This is a genomic window from Kitasatospora sp. P5_F3 (genome assembly GCF_054049135.1).
Genome location: NZ_JBFUMY010000004.1, coordinates 124,414 through 137,609, shown reverse-complemented (window position 1 = coordinate 137,609; position 13,196 = coordinate 124,414). Strand labels below are relative to the sequence as shown.

Sequence of the window (13,196 nt, the reverse complement as noted above, 5' to 3'; positions counted from 1 at the left end):
CGGAGGAACCGGACGTAACGGGTTCTATCCGAACCAGTTCGCCACTCACGTTTGCCCAGTAAGGTGGTGCCGCGACAGGCCCGCTGGCCTGCCGAAGCTATGTGAAGAGCTGGTGTCGGAGGGGTGTTCGGTCCCGTCCGCCGGTGGAGCAGCCACCGCCGAACAGACCGCCATCCCACAACCCGCGACCGCCGTCCCACGGCGCGGCCGCGAACCCGGAGCAGAGCAGCATTGAGCAGCCGCGAATCTGACAGCGCGCATCCGTCGTCCCGACGTACCGGGCCGGATGCCTACCCGTCGGGCACCCCGCCGTACGGCACGGGCATCCCGAACGGCTCCGGTGCCGACCCGTTCGGCCCGACGGCCGGTCAGCCAGCGGCCGCCCAGCCGGCCGAGGCCGACGGGGTCCCGAAGACCGAGACCACCCTGACCACCCGGGTCCGGATCAACATCCCCGGCTCCCGGCCGATCCCGCCTGTGGTCATGCGCAGCCCGGTGAAGAACGCCGAACCGGCCGAGCCCGCAGGGCCCCGGCACCGCTCGGCCGCCCCCTCCTCCCCGGTGCTCGGCGTGGTCGACGCGACCGCCCCGAGCAGCACCCCGGCCAACCTGCCGCCGGAGTGGCAGCAGGAGAGCCCGGCGGCACCGGCCGAGGGCGAGTCCACCGGCGAGTGGTTCCGCCCCCGCCAGAAGGGCCCGCAGGCCCCGGTGACCGCCGGTGCGCCGCGGGCCGAGGCGGCCGACCGGCAGCCCCGGCCGAGTGGGCCCGGGATGCCCTCCGGGCCGCTCCCCTCCGGGGCCCCGGCCTCGCCGTTCGCGCCCTCGGGGCCGCCGGTGGCCAAGGGCCGGTCCGACGATCCGTACGCCGACCAGCGGCCGCCGGCCGCCAACGACCCGTTCGCCAACGATCCTTACGCGGCGTCCCCGTACGGAGCGGATCCGTACGGAGCGGACCCGTTCCGCGAGGAGCCGGTCCGTCAGGCCCCGCCGGTGGCCGACCCGTTCGCGGTCAGGCGCCCCGGCGAGCCGGAGGACACCCAGATCGGCGGCTTCGACCCGATCCAGGACGACTACGAGGACCACTCCGCCCGACCCGGTGCCATACCTGGCGGTGCCGCGATGTTCGGCTCCGCTCCGGCGGCCGCCCCGCAGCCGCCGAGCGACCCGTTCGGCTCCGGCCCGTCCCCCGCACCGGGCCGGTTCGCGGACGTGTCGTACGAGCCGGCCGAGCCGTTCCCCGGCACCCGCCCGGCCGGCAACCGCCCGCCCGTGGCCGACCCGTTCGCCGCCGCAGCCGACCCGTTCGGCACCGCCGCACCCAAGCCGGCCGCCGAGGCCGAGCAGCCCGCACCCAAGTCCGACCCCAAGCCCGCCGCCAAGGCTCCGGCCGCCCCCGCGCGCCGCGGCAAGGGCCGCAAGCTGGTCACGTACGCCGTGGTCGGCCTGCTGTTCGTCGGCGCGGCCGCGTACGGCACCGGCCTGATGCTCAATCAGGCCGACATCCCCAAGGGCACCACGGTGCTCGGCACCGACATCGGCGGCGACACCAGGGACCAGGCGGTCACCACGCTGGACGGCACGGTGGCCAAGACCGGTCAGCAGCCGCTCAAGCTCAAGCTCGGCGACCAGACCGTGGACCTCGACCCGACCGCCGCCGGGCTCGGCTTCGACACCACCGCGACGGTGGACGGGCTGACGCAGCACAGTTACAACCCGGTCGAGGTGATCGGTTCGCTGGCCGGCGGCAGCAAGGCGGTGGCCCCCGAGGTACGGGTCGACCGGGCCAAGCTGAAGGCCGCGCTGGAGGGCCTGAGCGCCAAGTCCAGCATGGGCCTGCAGGAGGGCTTCGTCCGCTTCACCCCGGACGGCAAGGCCGAGGTGGTGCCGGGCCGGGCCGGGCAGCGGGTGGACGCCGCCGCCGCGATGGACCAGGTCGAGCAGGCCTTCCGGGCCCGGGCCGCCGGGCAGCCGGACGCGGTGCTCGCCGTCCCGGTGACGGCGGCTCAGCCGAAGGTCTCCGAGGAGGCGTTGAAGGCCGCCGCCGAGTCGCTCGGCAAGCAGGTGACCAGCGGACCGGTCTCGGTCACCGCCGGCACCAAGCGCTGGGACTTCACCAAGGCGACCGCCGCCAAGGTGCTCACGCTGGCCCCGGATGCCTCCGGCAAGATCGTGCTGACCTGGGACCTGGACAAGCTGACCGCCGAGCTGGACGGCGCCTTCGCCAAGAGCAAGACCAAGAAGGGCACCGCCCTCGTCCCGATCACCACCCAGGACGTCGCGGACGGCATCGCCTCGATGCTGGAGAAGACCGGCACCAGGGCCTACAAGTTCGCCTGACGCACCCTCGGCTCCACACGGCGCGGGTCGGGACCATCACGGTCCCGGCCCGCGCTTTCCGCTCCCCTCGGGCGGCGAATACTCGCCAGTGGCGTGAAATTGCCAGCAACCGTGCGTGACAACTACCCCGGTTGAATTGGGTCGATGGCCCCCAAATTCCCTGGTGGGCTCAACAAAGCGGTAGCGTCCGATTATCGGACATGCAATTTCACTGGACATTACCCGCGATAACCGCCATAACGGACACTGGGTCTACGCGCATCACATTGTCGAACGTGCGAACGTTCTGTCCTGATACCGGAGTTACCAAGTTCGGGTTACGGACGCGTGAACTCGCTTTGGTGCAGTATGTCCGCTTATGACGGTATCGCTGGGCGCTTGTCAAGATGTCTAGAACTACGAAGTGGTTGACATTCCAACACGAACCAAGAAATGCACGGCCAGCAACTGAGGAACTCTTGACGTTCGATAAACGACTTGCAAGAGTCCGTGCGATCACCTTTTTGCAGCCGCTACACCCCGGGCGGGAGCTCCAGCACCATGACTAACCCCACCAAGGCCCCCGAGGCCGACGAACTCGGAACGGCCGACACCCTCGCGCCGACCGACGCCACGTCGGCTCCGGTCTTCCGCGGGCTCTCGCCCGGCAAGCTGATGTGGCGTCGCTTCCTGCGCGACCGCACCGGCGTGGTCAGTGCCGCCATCGTGCTGCTGTTCATCCTGATCGCCGCCTGTGCGCCGCTGATCTCGATGATCTACGGCAAGGACCCGGGCACCCACTACGGCCAGGACAGCGTCGACCTGCTGACCGACTCCGGTCTGCCGACCGGGCCCAACGGCGGGATCAGCGCCGACTTCTGGTTCGGCGTCGAGCCCGGGCTCGGGCGCGACGTGTTCATGCAGCTGATCTACGGCATGCGGACCTCGCTGTTCATCGCCTTCCTCACCTCGGTGCTGACCACCGTGCTGGGCGTGATGATCGGCATCGCGGCCGGCTACCTCGGCGGCAAGATCGACTACTTCATCGGCCGGATCATCGACGTGCTGATGTCGTTCCCGTCACAGATCTTCCTGATCGCGACCATGCCGATCGTGGTGAGCCTGCTGGTGGCCAGCGACGAGGCGCAGCCGGCCTGGCTGCCGTTCGTCGCGGTGACCATCGTGCTCACGTTGCTGGGTTGGATGGGCCTGGCCCGCATCCTCCGGGCAACCACGCTGTCGCTGCGCGAGCGGGAGTTCATCGAGGCCGCGAAGGTGACCGGGGCCTCGCCGCTCCGGATCATCTTCAAGGAGCTGCTGCCCAACCTGTGGACGCCGATCCTGGTGCAGTCCACCCTGGCGCTGCCGGCCTTCGTGACCGCCGAGGCCGGCCTGTCCTACCTGGGCGTCGGCGTCGGCGAGCCGACCCCGGACTGGGGCCGGATGATCGCGCTCGCGGCCGAGTACCTGCGCACCGACGTGACCTTCCTGCTCTTCCCCGGCCTGGCGATGGTGCTGTTCGTCCTCGCCTTCAACCTGCTCGGGGACTCCGTCCGCGACGCCTTCGACCCGAAGACGAAGCGATGACCGTCGCCCGTCGTCGGTGAGCCGCGCACCAAGACCCACAGACTCCGGGGGGATCGGCATGCCCGCCCCGGGCAACCCACCACCTATCTGGCACTCAAACAGGCAGGAAGAACATGAACGTTCGTAAGTCACGGCAGCTCGCCGCGGCCGTCATGGTTGTCGGGGCCCTCACCGTCACCACGGCATGCTCCAGCGGCAACAGCAACAGCGGTTCCAAGCCGGAGGCTTCGAAGTCCAAGGTTGCCGCCACCGCCATCACGGTCGGCACCGCCGCCGACTCGACCGGTCCGGCCATCGCTGAGCCCGGCGCGAAGAAGGGCGGCACGGTCAACATGATCGACCGCGACGACTTCTCGCACCTTGACCCGGGCAACGTCTACATGAACTACAACAGCGAGGTCTCGCTGCTGCTCACCCGTCAGCTGACGGGCTACAAGCTCCAGGCCGACGGCACCTCCAAGCTGGTCGGTGACCTCGCCACCGACACCGGCACCACCGCCGACGGTGGCAAGACCTGGAAGTTCACCCTGAAGGACGGGGTGAAGTGGCAGGACGGCACCCCGATCACCTCGGCGGACGTCAAGTACTCGGTGGAGCGCACCTTCGCGCCGTTCATCAAGTCCGGTCCGACCTACATCCAGACCTGGCTGACCGCCACCGACTACCGCGCGGCGTACCCGGGCCCGTACGAGGGCAAGGAGCTGGACGCGATCCAGACCCCGGACGCCAAGACCGTCGTCTTCAACTTCACGGACGTCCACCCGGACGCCAACTTCACCGTGGCGATGACCGGCTACGGCGTCGTGCCGAAGGCCCAGGACACCAAGGAGGCGTACGACAAGAAGCCGTTCTCCTCCGGTCCGTACCAGATCGCCGAGCACGTCACCGACAAGTCGCTCGACCTGGTCCGCAACCCCAACTGGGACCCGGCCACCGACCCGATCCGGAACGCGTACCCGGACAAGTGGCACATGGAGTTCGGCGTCCAGTCGCAGCAGTCGACCGAGCGCTTCATCGCCGACAACGGTGCTGACAAGACGACCTTCAGCTTCCACAACCAGGTCCACCCCACCTTCATCGACAAGGTGAAGAACGACGCGGCGCTCAAGCCCCGTACGCTCGAGGGCCTGACCCCGTACGTGGACTACTACTACATCAACAACAGCCGCATCAAGGACCAGAAGGTCCGCGAGGCGCTGGTCCGCGCGTTCCCGCACCAGCAGACCCGCCAGCTCCAGGGCGGCACCAGCTACGGCGACTACGCGACCAGCTACACCAGCCCGACCGTCCTCGGCTACGAGGCGAACGACCTGTACGACATCATGAAGAAGCCCGAGGGTGACCCGGAGGCGGCCAAGAAGCTGCTCGCCGACGCCGGCGCCACCGGTCAGACGATCGTCTACGCGTACAACAACACCCCGACCCAGCAGAAGGTCACCGAGGCGATCCGCGTCGCCCTGGAGAAGGCCGGCTTCAAGTTCGTCCCGAAGCCGCTCGACGCCAAGACCTACTACGACGCCATCGGCCTCGTCAACAACGAGTACGACCTGTACTGGGGTGGCTGGGGTGCCGACTGGCCGACCGGTTACACCTCGCTCCAGCCGGTCTGGGACGGTCGCGCGATCGCTGACGGTGCGTCGAACTACGCGCACACCAACGACGAGGCCATCAACAAGATGATGGACGACGCGGTCAAGATCGCCGACCCGGTCGCGCAGGGCAAGGCGTGGGCCGCGATCGACAAGGAGCTGCAGAAGAAGGCCTACTCGATCCCGGACGTCTACCAGCGCTCGCTCAGCCTCTACGGCTCGGGCCTCGGCGGCGTCAAGTTCGACAGCCTGTTCGGCCTGCAGTACCCGCTGAACATCTACGTCAAGTAGTCAGCACCAAGCGGTAGTTCCGTGGGGCGCCGGTCTCGATACCCGAGTACCGGCGCCCCGTGGTCCAGCCCACCGCCCCACCCGCCCTGCTCCGCCCACCGCACTCGCAGCCGGCGCCCCGACCAGGAGAGCCCGACCCCATGCTCCGTTTCCTCGTCCGTCGTTCCCTCGGCGCACTCGTCATCCTGCTGGTCATCAGCATGGTCACCTTCGAGCTGTTCTTCGCCATCCCGCAGGACCCTGCCCGCCTCTCCTGCGGCAAGGTCTGCACCCCCGAGAACCTCGCCATGATCAGGCACAGCATGGGGCTCGACGAGTCGACGATCATGCAGTTCTGGCACTGGTTCAGCGGGATCTTCACCGGTCGTGACTACTCCGCCGGCCACTGCGACGCCCCCTGCTTCGGCTACTCCTTCGTCAAGCAGGAGATGATCACCGACGTCCTGCTGGACCGCTTCCCCACCACGCTCTCGCTGACCGTCGGCTCGGTCCTGGTCTTCCTGATCTTCGGCATCGGCACCGGCATGCTGGCCGCCCACAAGCAGGGCAAGGCCGCCGACAAGATCGCCAGCTCCGCCTCGCTGATCGCCTCCTCGATGCAGATCTACGTGGCAGGCCCGCTCGCCCTGTACGTGTTCGTCTACGCCACCGACTGGCTGAAGCAGCCGTCCTACACCCCGATCACCGAGGACCCGATCGCCTGGTTCAGCGGCCTGCTGGTCCCCTGGATCGTGCTCTCGCTGATCTGGACCGCCAACTACACCCGCATGACGCGCTCCTCCATGGTCGAGCAGCTGTCCGAGGACTTCGTCCGGACCGCGCGGGCCAAGGGCATGTCGGGCCGTTCGGTCTTCCTCCGGTTCGCCTGGCGCGGCGCGATGGGCACCATCGTCACCGTCTTCGGCATCGACCTCGGCGTCCTGCTCGGCGGTGCGATCATCACCGAGTCCGTCTTCGGTCTGCACGGCCTCGGCCAGCTCGCGATCGGCGCGTACATCGACTCCGACCTGTCGATGCTGGTCGGTGTCACCATGGTGGCCGCCACCCTGATCGTGCTCTTCAACATCATCGTGGACGCCGCATACGCCCTGATCGACCCGCGCATCCGTCTGGCCTGACGGCCGACACCCCTGGCCGTTCCAGCCCGCCCGACCTCACGTACCACACCGAGGAGCCCCGTCCATGAGCACCCTGGCCAAGCCCGAGGAGGCGGCCGCCGACCGCGGCGGCAGCAGCACGCCCTTCCTCTCCGTCCGCGACCTCTCGGTCCGCTTCAGCACCGAGGACGGCGTGGTCCGGGCCGTGGACAACCTGTCCTTCTCGGTCGAGCCGGGCACCACGCTCGGCATCGTGGGCGAGTCCGGCTCCGGGAAGTCGGTGACCAACCTGGCCGTGCTCGGTCTGCACAACCCGGACAGCACCGAGATCACCGGCTCGATCCGGCTGGCCGGCCAGGAGCTGGTGGGCGCCCCGAGCAAGGAGCTGGAGAAGCTCCGCGGTGCCACCATGTCGATGATCTTCCAGGACCCGCTGACCGCGCTGTCGCCGTTCCACACCATCGGCAAGCAGATCGGCGAGGTCTTCCAGAAGCACACCGGGGCCAGCAAGAAGGAAGCCCGGGACCGCTCGATCGAGATGCTCACCAAGGTCGGCATCCCGCAGCCGACCACCCGGGTGGACGACTACCCGCACCAGTTCTCCGGCGGTATGCGCCAGCGGGCGATGATCGCCATGTCGCTGGTCTGCAACCCGAAGCTGGTGATCGCGGACGAGCCGACCACCGCGCTGGACGTCACCGTCCAGGCCCAGATCCTCGACCTGCTCAAGGACCTCCAGCAGGAGATGGGCACGGCGATCATCCTGATCACCCACGACCTCGGCGTGGTGGCCAAGACGGCGCAGGACATCATGGTGATGTACGCGGGCCGGGCGGTCGAGCGCGGCACCGTGCGCGAGGTGCTGAAGAACCCTCAGCACCCCTACACCTGGGGCCTGCTGTCCTCGATGCCCAGCCTCACCGGCCCGGTGGACGTCCCGCTCCGGCCGGTCCGGGGCACCCCGCCCAGCCTGATCAACCTGCCCACCGGCTGCCCGTTCAACCCGCGCTGCGACCACCGGGAGCAGGTGGTCGGCGGCAAGTGCACCACCGAGCGTCCGCCGCTCGCCCCGGAGACCGGGCACGCCACCGCCTGCCACCTGTCCGTCGGGCAGAAGCAGAGCATCTTCATTGACCAGATCCAGCCGCGGCTCGGCTGAGAGGGACGGTTACACACCATGAGCAACGAACTGACCCTCGACAAGCCCTCCGCGACCCCGGCCACCGGTGAGCCGCTGCTCCAGCTCTCCGGAGTGAAGAAGCACTTCCCGGTGATGGACGGTCTGCTGTTCAAGCGTCAGGTCGGCGCCGTCCACGCGGTGGACGGCATCGACCTCGACGTGCACGCCAACGAGTCGGTCGGCCTGGTCGGCGAGTCCGGCTGCGGCAAGTCGACCCTCGGCCGGGTGGTCACCCGCCTGCTGGAGCCGACCGACGGCAAGCTCACCTACGCGGGCCAGGACATCACGCACGCCTCGCGCAAGCAGCTGGCCCCGATCCGGTCCGAGATCCAGATGATCTTCCAGGACCCGTACTCCTCGCTGAACCCGCGGCACACCGTCGGCGCCATCATCGGTGCGCCGATGGAGATCAACGGGATCAACCCCAAGGGCGGCGTCCAGAACCGGGTGCAGGAGCTGCTGGAGACCGTCGGTCTCAACCCGGAGCACTACAACCGCTTCCCGCACGAGTTCTCCGGCGGCCAGCGCCAGCGCATCGGCGTGGCCCGCGCCCTCTCGCTGAGCCCGAAGCTGATCGTGGCCGACGAGCCGGTCTCCGCGCTCGACGTCTCGATCCAGGCCCAGGTGGTCAACCTTCTGCAGCAGCTGCAGAAGGACCTGGGCATCGCCTTCCTGTTCATCGCGCACGACCTCTCGATCGTCCGGCACTTCTCGCAGCGCGTCGCGGTGATGTACCTGGGCAAGATCGTCGAGATCGCGGACCGCAAGTCGCTGTACGAGAGCCCCCGGCACCCGTACACCCACGCGCTGCTCTCCGCCGTGCCCGAGGCCGACCCGGACGACGTCCGCGAGCGGATCCGGCTGGTCGGTGACGTCCCGTCGCCGATCAACCCGCCGACCGGCTGCCGCTTCCGTACCCGGTGCTGGAAGGCGCAGGACAAGTGCGCGACCGAGGAGCCGCCGCTGGTGCAGCTCTCCGGCAACCTGGACGGCCACCTGACGGCCTGCCACTTCCCGGAGGACCCGAGCACCGCGGTGCCGGAGCCCCGGGCCGCGAAGTAGCTGTAGCAAGGCGAAAGGGCCGCCCCGCKGGGGCGGCCCTTCGTCATTTCTCCAGATCCGCTTCTCGTTCAGCAGCGAAGTGACACGCCGAGTCGTGCACCGCGAGGTCCCGTAGCCAGTCCCGCGCCATCAGCGCCGGCACCTCCTCCGCGCACTTCGGCTGCGCCTTCCAGCACCGGGTGCGGAACCGGCAGCCGCTCGGCGGATTGGCCGGTGACGGGACGTCACCCACCAGCACGATCCGGTCCCGGTCGGCCCGGGCCGCCGGGTCGGGCACCGGCACCGCGGAGAGCAGTGCCTGGGTGTACGGGTGGGTGGCGTGGTCGTAGATCTCCAGATCGGTGCCGATCTCCACGATCTTGCCGAGGTACATCACGCCGACCCGGTCGGAGATGTGCCGGACGATCGAGAGGTCGTGCGCGATGAACATGTAGGAGAGGTTGAAGTCGGTCTGGAGCTGCTCCAGCAGGTTGATCACCTGGGCCTGCACCGAGACGTCCAGCGCGGAGACCGGCTCGTCACAGATGATGATCTCCGGCTTGAGCGCCAGACCCCGCGCGATACCGATCCGCTGCCGCTGACCGCCGGAGAACTGGTGCGGGTACCGGTTGATGTACTCCGGGTTCAGCCCGACCACGTCCAGCAGGTCCTGAACCGCCTTGCGGCGGTCACCCTTCGGCGCCACCTCCGAGTGGATCTCGTACGGCTCCCCGATGATGTCGCCCACCGTCATCCGGGGGTTCAGCGAGGTGTACGGGTCCTGGAAGACCATCTGGATGTTCCGGCGCACCGCCTTGAGGCCGGCGCCGGAGAGCCGTGAGATCTCCTCGCCCTTGTACTTCACCGAACCGCTGGTCGCGGGCTCCAGGTTCATCAGCACCTTGGCCAGGGTGGACTTCCCGCAGCCCGACTCCCCCACGATGCCCAGCGTCTCACCCTGCCTCAGGTCGAAGGAGACGCCGTCCACCGCCTTGACCGCGCCGATCTGCTTCCGGAAGACGATGCCCTTGGTCAGCGGGAAGTGCTTGACCAGGTCACGGACCTGGAGGATCGGCTCGCCGGGCGCCACCTCCTTGGCGAAGACCGCCTCCTCCGGCACGGTGGCACCCAGTGCGCTGGCTCCGTTACTCGTCGCCATGGAGGGTCTCCTTCCAGAAGAAGCAGGCGCTGCCGCGCCCGGCGAGCTCCGTCCCGTCGTTCTCGGTGACCTGGAACAGCTTGGGGATCTCCTGCCGGCAGATCTCCTGGGCGCGGGGGCAGCGGGGGTTGAAGGCACAGCCGGACGGGATCCGCAGCAGGTTGGGCGGCAGGCCCTTGATCGCGTACAGCTCCCGGCCCTTCTGGTCCAGGCGCGGGATGGAGTCCAGCAGCCCGCGCGTGTACGGGTGCGCCGGGCGCGCGTACAGCTCGTGCACCGGCGCGGTCTCGACGATCCGGCCCGCGTACATCACCGCGATCTTGTCCGCGACGTCGGCGACCACGCCAAGGTCGTGGGTGATCAGGATCAGACCCATGTGGTACTCGGCCTGAAGCTCCGCCAGCAGCTCCATCACCTGGGCCTGGACGGTGACGTCCAGGGCGGTGGTCGGCTCGTCCGCGATGATCAGGTCGGGCTCCAGGGCCAGCGCCATCGCGATCATGATCCGCTGACGCATACCGCCGGAGAACTGGTGCGGGTAGTCGTTCACCCGCTCCTTCGCCGCCGGGATGCGGACCCGGTCCATCAGCTCGATGGCCTTCGTCTTGGCGTCCTTGCGCGAGCTGCCCCGGTGCACGCGGTACATCTCGCCCAGCTGGGCGCCGACGGTGTGGACCGGGTTCAGCGAGGACAGCGCGTCCTGGAAGATCATGGCCATGTGCTCGCCACGGACCTTCCGGCGGTCCTCGGCGCCGAGCTTGAGCAGGTCCTGGCCCTTGAACATGATCTCGCCACCGGTGACATGGCCGGGCGGGCTGTCCAGGATGCCCATGATCGCCTGAGCGGTGACGGACTTGCCGGATCCGGACTCACCGAGGACCGCCAGGGTCTCGCCGGCGGCGACCGAGTAGTTCACGCCGTTCACGGCCTTGGCCACGCCGTCCCGGGTACGGAACTCCACCTCCAGGCCGCGGACGTCGAGCAGGATCCCCTCCGGGACCTGCTCGGCCAGCCCGAGGGGATCGGTCTGGCTGCTGCTCACGCTGGTACTCAATGGATCGCCTTTCTCAGCGCAGCTTGGGGTCGAGAGCGTCGCGGACCGCGTCGCCGAGCATGATGAACGCCAGGACGGTGATGCTCAGTGCGGCGGCCGGGTAGAGCAGCATGTGTGGGGCGTTGCGGAAGCTGGCGGAGGCCGAGGAGATGTCGATGCCCCAGGAGACCGTCGGCGGCCTGAGACCCACGCCGAGGAAGCTCAGGGTGGCCTCCAGCGCGATGTAGGTGCCCAACGCGATGGTGGCGACCACGATCACCGGTGCGACGGCGTTCGGCAGGATGTGGCGCAGCATCAGCCGGGAGTTGCCGGCGCCGAGGGCTCTGGCCGCGGTCACGTAGTCCTGCTGTTTGGCGGTGATCACGGCGCCTCGGCCGATGCGCGCGATCTGTGGCCAGCCGAGGATCACGATGAAGGCCACCACGATCCAGATCGACCGGGTGGGGATCACCGACAGGAAGACCAGACCGCCGAGCAGGATCGGGATGCCGAAGAAGATGTCGGCGACCCGGGAGATGACCGAGTCGCCCCAGCCGCCGAAGAAGCCGGCCAGGCCGCCCAGCACGGTGCCGAGCAGGGCTGCGCCCACGGTGGCGCAGACGCCCACGGTGATGGACGCGCGGGCGCCGTGGATCGTGCGCGAGTAGACGTCACAGCCCTGGCCGTCGAAGCCGAAGGGGTGCCCGGACTCAGCGCCCTGCTGGGACTTCGACAGATCGCACTTCAGCGGGTCCGTCGAGGTGAACAGCCCCGGCCAGATCGCGACGACGACCAGGAAGATGATCAGCAGCCCGGAGACGATGAAGATCGGGTTGCGGCGCAGATCCTGCCAGGCGTCCTGCCAGAGGCTCCGGGGTTCGACCCGTTCGTCTGCCGCGGTGGTCTCGGGGTCGTCGTCCAACCGCTCGTTCTTGATGAGAGTTTGCGCTTCCATGGTGCCGAGGTCGAAGGTGCGGCTCTCGACGGCACTCTGCATCTCCTCCTCTTCGGTTCCGGCGTCCGCCATCGGGTCCGCCTTGTTGTACTTCTCCTGGTCAGGCATAACGGATCCTCGGGTCCAGGACCGCGTAGAGCAGGTCGACGAGAAGGTTGGCCGCCAGAAAGATGATGATCAGGACAGTCACGAAGCCGACCACGGTGGCGGTGTTCTGACGGACGATGCCCTGGTACAGGCTGTAGCCCACCCCGTGGATGTTGAAGATCCGCTCGGTCACCAGCGCGCCTCCCATCAGCGCGCCCAGGTCGGCGCCGAGGAAGGTGACGACCGGGATGAGCGAGTTGCGGAGCAGGTGGTTGATCACCACCCTGCGGCGTGGGAGGCCCTTGGCCACCGCGGTTCGCACGTAGTCGGCCTTGGAGTTCTCGGCGACGGTGGTTCTGGTGAGCCGCGCGACGTACGCGAGTGAGACCGAGGCCAGCACCATGCCCGGCAGCAGCAGCGACTCGAAGGTCAGGTCGGTGCCGGCGGTCGCGGGAAGGATTCCCCATTTCACGCCGACCAGGTACTGGAGCACGAAGCCGGTGACGAAGGTGGGGATGGAGATGACCACCAGGGTGAAGATCAGCACGGTGCTGTCCGACCAGCCACCGCGGCGGAGTCCGCTGATCAGGCCGAAGCCGACGCCGAAGACCACCTCGATGGTGAAGGCCACCGCGGTGAGCTTGATCGTCGCCGGGTAGGCGGTCGCGAGCAGCGAGGTGACCGGCTGTCCGTTGAAGGTGGTACCGAAGTCCCACCGGAACAGGTTCCCCATGTACTTGAGGTACTGAAGCCAGAGGGGGTCGTCGAGGTTGTACTGCTTACGGATCTGCGCCGCGACGGTCGGGTCCGGAGCCCGGTCGCCGAACAGCGCGTTCACCGGGTCGCCGAGCGCGTCTGCCG

The 13,196-nt window shown here is 68.5% G+C and carries 9 protein-coding genes and 1 pseudogene; 6 read left to right on the top strand and 4 right to left on the bottom strand.

Going from position 1 to position 13,196, the window contains the following annotated elements; all coding sequences use genetic code 11:
- The first annotated feature begins 231 nt into the window (after positions 1-231).
- The 6 genes from ACXJMZ_RS03110 to ACXJMZ_RS03085 all read left to right on the top strand — a co-directional run bounded on the left by ACXJMZ_RS03110 (position 232) and on the right by ACXJMZ_RS03085 (position 9,122).
- The gene (locus ACXJMZ_RS03110) at positions 232-2,337 is read left to right on the top strand and encodes a peptidoglycan binding domain-containing protein (RefSeq protein WP_457028411.1); all 2,106 of its coding nucleotides are present in this window, start codon (positions 232-234) and stop codon (positions 2,335-2,337) included.
- 540 nt (positions 2,338-2,877) lie between these two features.
- Complete coding sequence (locus ACXJMZ_RS03105) at positions 2,878-3,903, top strand: ABC transporter permease (protein ID WP_457028410.1); 1,026 nt, start codon at positions 2,878-2,880, stop codon at positions 3,901-3,903.
- A gap of 113 nt (positions 3,904-4,016) precedes the next feature.
- Positions 4,017-5,783, top strand: a complete 1,767-nt coding sequence (locus tag ACXJMZ_RS03100; RefSeq protein WP_457028409.1) for an ABC transporter substrate-binding protein — start codon at positions 4,017-4,019, stop codon at positions 5,781-5,783.
- A gap of 140 nt (positions 5,784-5,923) precedes the next feature.
- A complete protein-coding gene (locus ACXJMZ_RS03095; protein WP_457028408.1) occupies positions 5,924-6,901 on the top strand; it encodes an ABC transporter permease in 978 nt (325 codons plus the stop codon).
- Positions 6,902-6,965: 64 nt separating this feature from the next.
- Positions 6,966-8,039, top strand: coding sequence for an ABC transporter ATP-binding protein (locus ACXJMZ_RS03090; RefSeq protein WP_457028407.1), 1,074 nt, complete (start codon positions 6,966-6,968; stop codon positions 8,037-8,039).
- 18 nt (positions 8,040-8,057) lie between these two features.
- On the top strand, positions 8,058-9,122 hold the full coding sequence (locus tag ACXJMZ_RS03085) for an ABC transporter ATP-binding protein (RefSeq protein WP_457028406.1): 1,065 nt from the start codon (positions 8,058-8,060) through the stop codon (positions 9,120-9,122).
- 43 nt (positions 9,123-9,165) lie between these two features.
- Here the strand turns inward: ACXJMZ_RS03085 and ACXJMZ_RS03080 are convergent, their stop codons facing one another.
- The 4 genes and pseudogenes from ACXJMZ_RS03080 to ACXJMZ_RS03065 form a co-directional block, all read right to left on the bottom strand.
- Positions 9,166-10,260: an ABC transporter ATP-binding protein gene (locus ACXJMZ_RS03080; RefSeq protein ID WP_457028405.1), complete on the bottom strand. Its 1,095-nt coding sequence runs from the start codon at positions 10,258-10,260 to the stop codon at positions 9,166-9,168.
- Entirely contained in the window at positions 10,247-11,302 is a 1,056-nt protein-coding gene (locus ACXJMZ_RS03075; protein WP_457028404.1) for an ABC transporter ATP-binding protein, read from the bottom strand. Before ACXJMZ_RS03075 ends, ACXJMZ_RS03080 begins: the two co-directional genes overlap by 14 nt.
- Positions 11,303-11,327: 25 nt before the next feature.
- Positions 11,328-12,320: an ABC transporter permease gene (locus ACXJMZ_RS03070; RefSeq protein WP_457028447.1), complete on the bottom strand. Its 993-nt coding sequence runs from the start codon at positions 12,318-12,320 to the stop codon at positions 11,328-11,330.
- 28 nt (positions 12,321-12,348) lie between these two features.
- Positions 12,349-13,191, bottom strand: a pseudogene (locus ACXJMZ_RS03065) (ABC transporter permease); the annotation flags it as partial.
- Positions 13,192-13,196: the final 5 nt, after the last annotated feature.